This window comes from Aeromonas bestiarum, assembly GCF_028751155.1.
Lineage (GTDB): Bacteria > Pseudomonadota > Gammaproteobacteria > Enterobacterales > Aeromonadaceae > Aeromonas > Aeromonas bestiarum.
Genome location: NZ_CP064746.1, coordinates 1,470,477 through 1,482,607, shown reverse-complemented (window position 1 = coordinate 1,482,607; position 12,131 = coordinate 1,470,477). Strand labels below are relative to the sequence as shown.

The following is a 12,131-nucleotide window of genomic DNA, read 5'->3' as shown; positions in this document are numbered from 1 at the left end:
CAGAAGCAGCCGCTATCCCCCCCATTACACTGGAACTAACGTTCAGTGTAATGGGATAGGGCCAACTAAAACACTAGTTACTTATTTTTACATTAAAATATGCATGTTAAATTCGATTGCACGCTTCAAATATCGAATTTAAAATACGAATAGAGGCTTTTCCATCACCGTAAGGGTTATGCGCCATACTCATGGAGCAATATGCATGATGATCGGTAAGCAATGTAGTGACTTCACCAACTATTTTGTCAACATCGGTACCAACTAACTTAACCGTTCCAGCCTCAACAGCCTCAGGACGCTCAGTGGTATCACGCATAACAAGAACTGGTTTACCCAACGAAGGCGCTTCCTCTTGAATACCTCCGGAATCGGTTAAAATCACATGAGCGCGCCCCATAAGATATACAAATGGGAGATAGTCCTGTGGTTCAATCAAAAAAATGTTTGAACGTTCAGATAAGAAACGGTTAACCGGCTCTCTAACATTTGGATTAAGGTGAACAGGATAGACAAAGTCAACATTACTAAACTTATCAGCTAACTCGGATACGGCTTGACATATACGCTCAAAGCCTCCACCGAAACTTTCTCTACGATGACCAGTAATCAAGACAACTTTACGCTCTGAATTTAAAAAATTAAACCGTAAATCTAAATTAGATCTTAGGGCCTGATCATGACTTAGCCTATCGCGAACCATAAATAACGCATCGATAACTGTGTTTCCTGTAACAACAACAGTATCTTCTGATATATTTTCCACCAAGAGATTATTTTTAGAAGTATAAGTTGGTGCGAAATGCAAATTCGCCAAACAACCGGTGACTTTGCGATTTCCCTCTTCTGGCCATGGTGAGTAAATATTATTTGTCCTCAATCCAGCTTCAACGTGACCCACTTTAATTTGCTGGAAGTATGCAGCTAAGGTAGTAGACAACGTTGTCGCCGTATCTCCATGCACCAGCACATAGTCTGGTTTAAACTCCTTAAATACGCTACGCAGCCCAAGTAGAATCGAAGACGTCACATCAGTAAGATCCTGGCCTGCCTTCATAATATTTAAATCAAAGTCTGGCTTTATATTAAAAAGTTCAAGGACTTGGTCAAGCATCTGACGATGTTGGCCGGTTACGCATACTTTGCTTTCAAAACGGTTGTCTTTTTTAAGTTGTTCCACAACCGGAGCCATCTTAATTGCTTCTGGGCGCGTGCCAAAAACTGACAATACCTTAATTTTTACCATTACATCACCTTAAATTAAATGCTTTTATTTAGAAGTAACACTCGGAATAAAATTGTTTATTTTAGGGAATATTTTTTCTCTTGCCAACTTATTGATAGTTTGTTCAATGAAATGCCAAGACACAAAAGAAAATGTCATTGTAAGCATGACTATAAACATTAGATAGTAATAAAATCCATGCCCAGAGAGAAATATATATGATAGTTGCGAAACTGGATATGCATATAGATAGCATCCATATGAATAGTCATTTCTTAAACTTACATTTAAGAAATCTCTTACTACATAACCAGATGACACCACAAGATAAGAGACCAGTATTGACAAAACTATTGGGGGCAACGCAAATCGATACTTCGCTATTACTAGTGAAGTAATAACAATAAGAATCGGAGATACTGGAATAACCTCCCGATTAACATATAAACAGCTTCCTAAAAGAAAGTAAAACAATAAAGTTGTAGAATTTGGTATGGGAAAAATTACACTATAAAAGTCAGGGAATTTGAAGTGAATAAAAACAGCTATAAAAAACAAAGAATTGAATACTGATTTCCTATTTGCCATACCAGACATTACAATAAGCACGGCAATAAAATAAGCTCTAACCTCAACAGGCAGTGTCCATAGAGAACCATTGATAGTTTTATCTGGATTATTATAAAATACACCAGCAATAGTGAATCTAAGAGTATCAAGGATAGAGTTTGTTTTTAAATATTCCTTTGCCTCAATAGATAAAATAAAAGAATACCAGTCTAAATTCATGGAAATGGGAATGATAATAGCAATGGTAACCACATTGCATACAATTAAAGCAGGATATATCCTAAGTATCCTTGCAAGTACATATTGTGGTATATTCCTCTCCATCGCACTTTTTATTATGAAAAAACCACTAATAGTAAAAAAAACATAAACAGCAAATGTTCCTGTATATATACCTGTGTGTGAAGTTAATGGATCCGCTCCCAATCCATATATATGGTAAGAGTGCGCATATAGGACTAAAAATGCAGCGATCAATCTAAATAAGGAAAACAAGTCTTTTTTGCTATTCACAGCATCTGATAATGTTGTTGTCTTCCAAATTTTTTTAAAAAAATAAAAATTATTGGACGTCATTACTATCCTCCACCAAGAAAACACGCCCCTTGGTATCTAAAGACAAATTACGTTTGATACCGACACTTGATTCAGATGCCTGCTCTCCATTAAAATACACTCTATTTCTTATTTTTACATCATCAATACTTTCTCTAAAAGCAATTGCTCTAATTGCAATCCAAGAAGCACTACCAAATTCTGGGTTGATAATGTATAAGAAGTTTTTGTCGTTACTTTTAATCACTGAATACAGCGTATTCACAAAATTATTTTGATATTCGCCAGTAAAAACATAACTCTTTTGAACATTAATTCCATGTACGGCAAGCATGACACAAAAAACAACACTTATTATTTTTTTCTTATAACAACGACTTAAAAATAGCGCTGACAAGCCAAATGCGATAACAAACCCTGATGCATAAATATAATGGGGTAAACTCATGTCCAAGATGAGCATCGGAACAGTAGATACAAAATAACAGCTAAAATATAGTAAGTATTTAGAGAAATCCTTTCCACATAGAATTCCTATAAACACTAGATGGATAAGCAATGCACAGGACAATTCAAACAATGAATGTTGTGTGAATAGCCCATGTATTTCTATATTATTAATTAAAAATGGATAAATCATATATTCGAGAAGTCTAACCGGAATGTTATGAATAGACGTCCCATAACCACCACCATTGCTCGGGAATAAAAAGTCATATCTAACCATCAGATAAGATACAAAAAGCAATGAACTCAATAAAAACAATGAAACATCCGCTTTATTTTTATATACTCTAAAATCTCCATATTCATGGTATCTAGAATACGTAATATAAATGAATAGAATTCCCGGAAAAACAACCGCAGTTTCTTTGAACATCAAAGACATTAAAAAAAATAAAAGTGATAAAACCAACAAGTAAGGACTTAAAGTTTCTTGTTTTCTATTTACTTGATGTATTATTAAGGAGATACAACAAAACATAAACCAAAATACATCAGCCATAGTCCCTATCCAACCATTGACAAATACAATTGTAGGCATGATTGATGATGTTAATGCAGTGAAAAATGCAATTTGACACCCAGCCTCTTTCTTTAAGAAAAAATATATCAAGCTTGCATTTACCAAACCAAAAAAGACAAGTAATAAATGATATAATTGAGGATGCTCAAATAAATAGTAGGATGTCAAAAGCCATAGGTTAAAATTCAGAGGCCTATAATGAAATTCATTATAATGAAAAATACTGTAATACTTAATGTCTGACAATGTCCCCACAGATGTTGCTTTTATTCCCCATCCAATTTCATCATGGCTAAAATAACCAGGGTTTATAAATAGCCCGAGACTCATAACTAACCCAACAAGAAATATAAACCCAATTTTTTTCACATTAATCATTATTTTTCCGTATTTTAAATGTAGCGAAAGAGGTTTTATCTGGCCATGCTTTTTACTTACTAGATAAATACTATCAACCCTTCACCAACGCACTAAGATATACAGTTCTGAATGACTGTTCCTAATAGCACTACATATTTTATATATCTATAGCCATTCTATTTGATTAACTTAAGGTCTGTAGACCAGGTAGAACTAGGGCCATTTTATTTTATAAATGATGTAGTTCTCGAGGAGTTATATGATGGACTAGAAACAATATGCACCCTCTTTTGCCAAGTGTGATCTATATAATACTACCAACATTTATAATTAAAATTACAGTGTATACTAATTTTTTCCCACATGGAGTAGAGCCTCAAAAATACGGTGAAACCTTTCATCCCATGTAATACAATCATCTAAAGCTGAAGTTATTCCTTCTTTAAACTGGGAAAAGCTTACAGCCCTCCCATTATCAACTCTTGATTTCATTTCCCCAAACTCTGTGGTGATAACACTCAGCCCAGCCGCAACATACTCATAATATTTCACTGGATCAACTGAATCCGTTAGCTCATTTAACTTGAATGGAATCAGGCCAAAATCAAAAGAAGAAAGTAGCTTAGGAATTTCGCAATGTTTTACTGCCCTCCGTAACTCGATATTTACAGGGAGATCTGGAATTCTTTTGGAGTAATTAGGTCCCACAATGACAATTTTATCCATCGGGTTGTCTTTTGCCAGTTGAATCACACTGTTCCAATCAAACCACTCTGCGATACTCCCTACATACCCAAATGTTCTATTGCCAATGGTTCTCAAATTTCTTTCATGTGACAGAGACTGACACTCACCCAGAAACGCCTCATCGCATGCATTTAGAACAAGCTCAGACCGTTTGGCTAGGTATCCATATTTTTCTTGAAGACAGTGCGAAGAGAACAAGCACATATCTACATTCTGAATAACTCGGCGAAGAGTTATCTCCATGCTTCTAGCTGATATACCGTGGAAGAACCGTGGAAAATCATCCATCACATCGAAAATTATTTTATGGAACTTTACACAGAACATAACTTCTAGAGAAAATCGGCTCGGCTTGCCAATTACGAGAACTGTACTTTCGCCATTCAAACTGTACTGCTGAATGCTTTTCAAAGCCCCAGCTATCGTCTGACGGTTAACAAAGTCATATACTGCCCCAAAAGGCTCAACCGGAATGCACCTTAATTTTAAGATCTCGATGGCTTCCGGCTTACTAAAACTATCAGTCTCAACCGAGAACAGCTTGGTCCAGAAATCTTTCACCTGTGGAAGCCTAGATGGTATTGGTTCAACCCACAATATAGAGCTAAAGCCGCTCCGAAGAGCAGCTTTAGCAAAGAAATGAGGGCGTTGTGCAACACTATTCCAAGATACCGGAGATAAATAGACCAAACGCATATTAATAGACACCTTTCCGATAACAATGTGGCTTCCATTCCCCCCACTTAGCTTCAAAGATCGCTTTATTTTTTTTCATCAATTCTTCTTTCTGATTATTCTTCAACTTGTTAAAACTTGCTGAAAGATGATGATGCACAAAGGAGTCTTCGACAACAGCCATTTTGAAACCAGCTTTCGCTACAGCTTTGCAATAGTCATCATCTTCGAAAAATCCCAGCCCATAATCTTCAGATATCGACCCAACTAATTCGTAGACACCTCGCGGGATTGCAACACAGAAAAATGCAAGACATTCAACTGGGTATAGCTTGTTTCTATTTTCGATAATGTAGCTGAGCGCAGAATTATTTAGCTGAAGCCAGTTATCATAAGAGATATTAATTTTCGCCTCATTCCCTATGTTATTCGTTACCGGGCCGACAACACCAAGCTCTGGGTTATTTTCCAAAGCACCGACCAAGCCTTCTAACCAATAAGGGCCTACATATGTGTCATTGTTTAATACAACGAGAATTTCGCCCGTCGCTGTATCCAATCCAACATTATTTCCTTTTGCAAATCCCAGATTTCTTTCGTTAGGTATGAACAGGTAGTTCTCCCTCAGAGAACAATACTTTTCAAGGTAATCAATGGATCCATCCGTCGATGCGTTATCAACAAGTATAACCTCGAAGTTACTATATGTGGTATTACGTTCTATGCTTTCCAAGCAGTCCTTTGTGAGTTTCAAGTTGTTGAAAGTTAGGACGACTATACTAACCTTTGGTACTTTATTTCCATTAGTTAACAATTCAAATTCACTTTCCAGATGCTTTGCCCTTTCCATCCAATCATGACTTTCGGCCCATTTTTTTCTGTCAGCAACTAATTCTGCGTCGTCTCTCGTCTTCATCGCTTCCTCGATACACAATGAAAAATTTTCCGCATCTGAAGCAATAAACACCTTATCCTCTATCAAAACCACTTCCGGCATAGCCGTAGCTACAACAGGCTTCCCTGCAGCCAAGTATTCATAGACTTTGACCGGATTCGTGCACAAGGTAAGATCATTAATGATAAAAGGGATTGTACAAACATCAAATGACACCAAGTACTTGGTTAAGTCTTTATACGGAACTTCACCCAACAGCTCTATATTTGGCTGATTCTTCAAACAAGAGACATCTGTGGTAACATTTCCTATTAAAACAAAATCGTACTGTGGCAATAACTGGGCAGTTTTAAGTAATAAGTCAACGTCAAACCATTCGGCAATAGCTCCGTAATAACCTACTATTGGTCGATTTTTCTCCAACAATTCCTCAGTTGGCTTTTCTTTAAAAAATTCAATTTCTGCGCCATTTCGTATTATTACATTTTCGCGAATTACAGATATATTCTGAGATAACAACTCTGCAGTAGTTATTACAAGGTCAGCTCCTTTCAGTAAAGCGTTTTCTTGTTCCAACATTTCAGAACTGTTAGTGGAGAAGCCAGCATGATGATCCATACAATCATACACTATTTTATTTTTAGGCAATTTTTTAACGGCGCTATGCCAAAAGGGGAGATTTAATATTGAGTAAACCTCAGCTTTCCCGAATGCCCTGCTCACAGCAAGAAGACTTTTTGCCAAAAAAGTTGATTGCTCATCACTCAGGCTATCTCTATAGATATTTACATTAGCATTCATATTCAATCTACAGCAAATTACATTGCTCGCTGGAGAATCGAGAATTGTAAACCCTGGGTGATTTGTTATATTAAACGTTGTCGAAAAGTAAATTACCCCATTGCCTAGCTCTGCAAGCTGCTTACATAGGTGTTGAGGTCGCTGTATTCTGAAATTCCAATCAATAACCGGAAGTAAGAATATGAGCTTATGAACTTCATTAAATTCATGCAAATAGGATAATTCACCAGTAACTGATGACACTGATGACACTGATGACACTGATGACACTGATGACACTGATGACACTGATGACACTGATGACACTGATGGCTCATTAACCATAGTACTTACATATATATTTTTTTGCTTTGGTTTCAAAAAATCACTGGTTCGTTGATAGGTGGATAGAGCAAGTGTTCTATATTTAGGACTCAATGAATAGTAAACTTTTCTTAATGGTTTTTTAATAAGATGTTTCATTTAATTATTGTCCAAAACACTATTATTGGCTGGAGATAAGAGACTTTATTTTTCTAAGTGGCATAGTAATTTTCCAAGAAAGAGAACCTGTAATTCTTTCGATGCTTGTCAAATAAAGTTCACATTCTTGATTAATTGCATAGTTCGATGACTTAAGGCTCTCTATCTGAGATTTTAAATCATCATTTTCTAATCTATATTTATCGATAATTGCATCGTTCGATAGCTTAATGCTCTCTGCCTGATTTTTTAAATTATCAGTTTCCAATCTAGATTTATCGAGAATTGCATCGTTCGATAGCTTAAGGCTCTCTACCTGAGTTTTTAAATTATCAGTTTCCAATCTAGATTTATCGAGAATTTCAAAAAGATTATGATGCTCATACACACTATTTTCAAAAACGATATCATTAGCGTTTTTGAATACTAGCTGCATTTCATCTGATAAAGTAAATTTATTACATCCAGTAACGGACTGACGTAGTTTCTCTTCTCTCGACACATATGAATTATATTTGTCTTCATCGATAGGCAAACTAATAGACTCAAAAGAATAGAATACAAAGTCACGAAGGGTACGTATGCTTCTTCCTTCAGGGTGACCTATTTTAGTTACAATATTAACAATGGAAATAAGTGAACGAAAAATAAGATAGCCAAGTTCTAACTCAGATCTATAAACCCATTCTCTATCAATGATAGAGTATTCATTATTTCCAATGATCATGATATTTTGTGGGATTGCATCTAACAAGTAACCTGGCAACAATGTGTCGATACTCATATCGCCATAAGGAATACCACTCTCCAAGCTAATGATGTTGATATATTTTTCAAAAAATGACGCTAGCATTTCTTTACAAAAATTACTGTCCGTAATTATCCTTATAAACTCAAGAATCAGCAAGTCTCCATTCTTGTATTCTGGATCTTCAACAGTTATTAGATCAACTACCGTACTTTCACTATTATATTTTTCACCATAGAATGGGAATTTTACTGTAGTGAATATTTCTTCACTTTCATTACAGAAAAACTGTCTTTCTTTGCAAAATTCCCTTTCTCTATTTGTTGAATAACTATACGCAATAGGAGCGTCATAGTCATCAGTAATTGACTCTAAGCGTCCTATACAAAGAAAAGAGTTAGAGAGATCTAGTGTTAATCCATTCGCATCTATATATTCCCAAACTCTCTCTATATTGAAATTAGTGATTCTTGGCAGAAGAGGATCTCTTCGAGAGCTTAATATCGGGAAAATTTTGCTATCAAATCTGCTTAACTTAAGGGCCCTTTCAGTTAAAATAAAGCTCGGAAACTTGTAATCAGGAAAAGGTGCAAGGAACTCAATGCTTTCAAATCCAGAAGCAGAAAGATGATTTTTTAATTCAATCTTACCAAAGGTAATTGCTTCAGTAGACCTATATCTACCCTCAATGCCATACATGGGTGTTCCAATATGATCTTCCCCTGCACCAGCAAAATATTTAAGCCCAAGCCTATTTTCAATCGCAATTATTAGTTTTCCATCCGGTTTCAAAAAGGTCTTAGCTTTATCCAACATATATTTAATTGGATTCTCATCAGAGCTGAAAACGTTAGCGTACTCTAATACACCAATCAATGTGACGAAATCGAATTTCTTCTCTACTTCAAACCCCTCAAAAGAATCGGCCACGATTGTTACATTCTCAAGATCTCTTGTGCGCTCTCTTGCAATTGTGGCTCGTCTTATGGAACCTTCAAGTGTAAGTAAGTTCGCACCGCATTCACCAATGTACCTTGATATAGCGCCACAACCACCACCAATTTCTAATACATCCTTACCAGAAAATTGCTCACCAAAGGGTCTTAAGATATTAGATCTCTCTGGTGAAAAGTGATAGGTTTGAGGCCAGTTTGTACAGTGCTCTTTAAGTTCTCTAGAGTAGATATCTACATTATTACAATTTTTCAGAATCGCTATGATTCTATTTTCAACATCATCTCCATCATTATATGCGATACTCGTATAACTAGATTTACACCAAATTCCGTTTTTTGTATCGAATGAATATCCGACTAGAAAATTTTTAATGCTCATATATTAACACCCTCAACGTTCAATTCTAAACCCAAATCAACTAATCCAAAGAAGGTGCAATCTGCTTTTACCTGTAGATGTATGGAATCATAGCGACGATCATGCGGCACTACTTCCTCTCCATTTTTTGTCGCTATGCCAACGGATACAAAATAATCACCTGGAGACAATTTGCATTCGAATTTAGCATTTACAACTGCTACCTCACCAGGTCTTCCATACTGTCTAAATTCATTAAAATTAAGACTTTCACTATTAACTCCATAAACGGTAACTCCTTCTTTGGTTTTTATCGTTATCCCAATTATAGGACAAACTACTGTTTTTATGAATTTAACCGCTAGAGTTAAAGAAACTTTCTGGCCGGTACTAATAGCAGAAGGGTAAATGACATCATCAGCTGAAAGATAAAAGTCTAAAATTTTTGCAGCACCATCACCCCATCGATACTCATATGGATTGTAACCTGAGCGTGTTGCATATACGTCTGCAGTGCAGTTTACTTGCACATGTTTTTTCAGCTGCTCAACCTTATTATCTTCCAATTGAGGAATGTCATTATTAACTATTACCTCTTTTCCAAATAGCAAATCCATATATCTATTTATTACAGTATTTGGGTGGCCTTGTTCTATCACGTTCCCTTTATCAATCAACACTGCATGAGAACAGTGCGTGACAATCTGTTCGCTTGAATGAGTAACCAGCAGAATGCTGGTTCCATTCTCTTTTAGCTGTTTTAACCTATCGAAACATTTCGCTTGGAACTTTGCATCTCCAACAGCAAGCGCCTCGTCGACGATAAGAATGTCAGGGCTAGATTGAGCCTGGACAGCAAATGCCAATCTCACCATCATTCCACTCGAGTAGGTTTTTACTGGCTGATCTACAAACTCCCCTATATCGGCAAACTCTAATATATCTTGAAAGCGCTCATCGATTTCCTCACGGCTTAAACCAAGGATGGCGGCATTCAAATAGACGTTTTCTCTACCAGTAAACTCAGGATTAAATCCAGACCCTAATTCAAGTAGAGCCGCAATTCTTCCGTGTGTTTGTATTTCACCAGTAGTTTGATTTAAAGTACCGCAAATCATCTGTAATAATGTTGACTTTCCACTACCATTGCGCCCAATAATACCAACTGTTTCCCCTTTTTTTACTTCAAAAGTAATATTTTTAACAGCCCAATACTCTCTGAAATATTTTTTTTGTACGAGGCCAAATATTTTTTGAATGTGTGGAAATATAAATTGTTTTAACCTGTCTCGAGGCTTTTCATATATGTGATAGCACTTCGACACATTCTCAATTTTTATAGCAACATCAGATGACATCAGAAAAACCTTTGCGTGTATTCTGGAACCAAGCAAATCCTACCCATGCAATAAGTAGTGATATGATGAAAATAATCCCATTCATCAGTAAATCAGGTGACTTACCAAAGTACAATACATCCCTTGCTTGCTCTATAAATGGCACAAGAGGATTTAAATATAGAATAGATCTATAATGTTCTGGCAATGATGAAATCGGATAAAAAACGCCACTCATGAACATCAATACAGTAGTTAGCACCCCAATGATCTGTGATACATCTCGTAGATAAACGCCTAATGATGAAATAACCCAGCTCAACCCTAAAATGAATAACATATAAGGAATTATTATAAATGGAATATATAAAGATGATGCGTGTGGAATTCCAATCAAGACACTATATGCCAGTATCCATACGATCAAACTAATGCCAGTATGAAATAGACTCGATAGTAAATTAACAACTGGTAATATTTCCAAAGGAAAAACGACTTTTTTTACATAATTTGTATTGGACAATATTATATTTGGCGCCTGATTAATTGTCTCTGAAAAAAGATTGAACATTAACATGCCAGCGAATAGTATTAATGCAAACTCAGCTTTGGAGCCAGTTCCCGCACCCCATCGAGCATTAAAAACCTCACTGAACACAAAGGTATACACAGCCAACATAAAAAGTGGATTAAAAAAAGACCACAACATGCCGAGTATAGAACCTCTATACCGCCCTAAAATGTCGCGTTTTACAAATGCTTTTATTAGAGCCTTGTTGCACCATAATACTGTAAGCATTGCTTTTGGTGAGGAAGAAAAATTCTGCATTAATCAAATATCTCCGCATTTTTAAATGCTATTCCGCTTTGATCTTTAAGAGAGAGTTGCGGTAATTTCTCTGAGGTCCAATCAATATCAATTGTGATATCATTCCATACGATGCAACGGTCATGAGAAGGTGCATAATAATTCGTTGTTTTATATAAAAATTCAGCACTATCGCTCAACGTGAGAAAGCCATGCGCAAACCCTTCCGGGATCCACAACTGCCGCTTGTTTTCTCCAGAAAGGTGAACCCCAACCCATTGCCCGAAGGTCGGTGAGCTTTTGCGAATATCTACCGCCACATCGAATACTTCCCCCGCAACACAACGTACCAGCTTGCCCTGGGCATGAGGAGGCAACTGATAGTGCAAGCCACGCAATACACCTATCGATGACTTTGAGTGATTATCTTGTACAAAGGTAACCGGATATCCTACCGCCTCTTCAAACAACTTTTGGTTGAAACTCTCAAAGAAAAAGCCGCGTTCATCACCAAAGACTTTTGGCTCAAAAATAAGCACGTCAGGAATCACTGTCTTGATTACATTCATCTGTCTATCCACATTTGATTCAATCTTTATGTGGGGAG

The 12,131-nt window shown here is 36.4% G+C and carries 9 protein-coding genes; all 9 read right to left on the bottom strand.

Annotated elements, in window-relative coordinates; genetic code table 11:
* Positions 1-106 precede the first annotated feature (106 nt).
* Positions 107-1,246 carry a non-hydrolyzing UDP-N-acetylglucosamine 2-epimerase gene (wecB, locus tag IU367_RS07065; protein WP_337999334.1) on the bottom strand — a complete coding sequence of 380 codons (1,140 nt, stop codon included), beginning with the start codon at positions 1,244-1,246 and terminating at the stop codon, positions 107-109.
* A 24-nt stretch (positions 1,247-1,270) separates the two neighbouring features.
* Entirely contained in the window at positions 1,271-2,371 is a 1,101-nt protein-coding gene (locus tag IU367_RS07060) for an acyltransferase family protein (RefSeq protein ID WP_274453822.1), read from the bottom strand.
* The gene (locus tag IU367_RS07055) at positions 2,358-3,755 is read right to left on the bottom strand and encodes a hypothetical protein (protein ID WP_274453821.1); all 1,398 of its coding nucleotides are present in this window, start codon (positions 3,753-3,755) and stop codon (positions 2,358-2,360) included. Before IU367_RS07055 ends, IU367_RS07060 begins: the two co-directional genes overlap by 14 nt.
* Positions 3,756-4,085: 330 nt before the next feature.
* Positions 4,086-5,180 (bottom strand): glycosyltransferase family protein, encoded by a 1,095-nt coding sequence (locus IU367_RS07050; protein WP_274453820.1) that lies wholly within the window; start codon positions 5,178-5,180, stop codon positions 4,086-4,088.
* Between the two features lies 1 nt (position 5,181).
* On the bottom strand, positions 5,182-6,855 hold the full coding sequence (locus tag IU367_RS07045; protein WP_274453819.1) for a glycosyltransferase: 1,674 nt from the start codon (positions 6,853-6,855) through the stop codon (positions 5,182-5,184).
* 484 nt (positions 6,856-7,339) lie between these two features.
* Entirely contained in the window at positions 7,340-9,400 is a 2,061-nt protein-coding gene (locus IU367_RS07040) for a methyltransferase domain-containing protein (RefSeq protein WP_274453818.1), read from the bottom strand.
* On the bottom strand, positions 9,397-10,737 hold the full coding sequence (locus IU367_RS07035; RefSeq protein WP_274453817.1) for an ABC transporter ATP-binding protein: 1,341 nt from the start codon (positions 10,735-10,737) through the stop codon (positions 9,397-9,399). Before IU367_RS07035 ends, IU367_RS07040 begins: the two co-directional genes overlap by 4 nt.
* Entirely contained in the window at positions 10,727-11,545 is an 819-nt protein-coding gene (locus tag IU367_RS07030) for an ABC transporter permease (protein WP_274453816.1), read from the bottom strand. Before IU367_RS07030 ends, IU367_RS07035 begins: the two co-directional genes overlap by 11 nt.
* Positions 11,545-12,093 carry a dTDP-4-dehydrorhamnose 3,5-epimerase gene (rfbC, locus tag IU367_RS07025; protein WP_274453815.1) on the bottom strand — a complete coding sequence of 183 codons (549 nt, stop codon included), beginning with the start codon at positions 12,091-12,093 and terminating at the stop codon, positions 11,545-11,547. The genes IU367_RS07030 and rfbC overlap by 1 nt, the downstream gene beginning before the upstream one ends.
* Positions 12,094-12,131 lie beyond the last annotated feature (38 nt).

Coding starts and splice junctions, on each gene's coding strand:
- wecB (WP_337999334.1), bottom strand. CDS start 1,246: ATGGTAAAAATTAAGGTATTGTCAGTTTTTGGCACGCGCCCAGAAGCA.
- IU367_RS07060 (WP_274453822.1), bottom strand. CDS start 2,371: ATGACGTCCAATAATTTTTATTTTTTTAAAAAAATTTGGAAGACAACA.
- IU367_RS07055 (WP_274453821.1), bottom strand. CDS start 3,755: ATGATTAATGTGAAAAAAATTGGGTTTATATTTCTTGTTGGGTTAGTT.
- IU367_RS07050 (WP_274453820.1), bottom strand. CDS start 5,180: ATGCGTTTGGTCTATTTATCTCCGGTATCTTGGAATAGTGTTGCACAA.
- IU367_RS07045 (WP_274453819.1), bottom strand. CDS start 6,855: ATGAATGCTAATGTAAATATCTATAGAGATAGCCTGAGTGATGAGCAA.
- IU367_RS07040 (WP_274453818.1), bottom strand. CDS start 9,400: ATGAGCATTAAAAATTTTCTAGTCGGATATTCATTCGATACAAAAAAC.
- IU367_RS07035 (WP_274453817.1), bottom strand. CDS start 10,737: ATGTCATCTGATGTTGCTATAAAAATTGAGAATGTGTCGAAGTGCTAT.
- IU367_RS07030 (WP_274453816.1), bottom strand. CDS start 11,545: ATGCAGAATTTTTCTTCCTCACCAAAAGCAATGCTTACAGTATTATGG.
- rfbC (WP_274453815.1), bottom strand. CDS start 12,093: ATGAATGTAATCAAGACAGTGATTCCTGACGTGCTTATTTTTGAGCCA.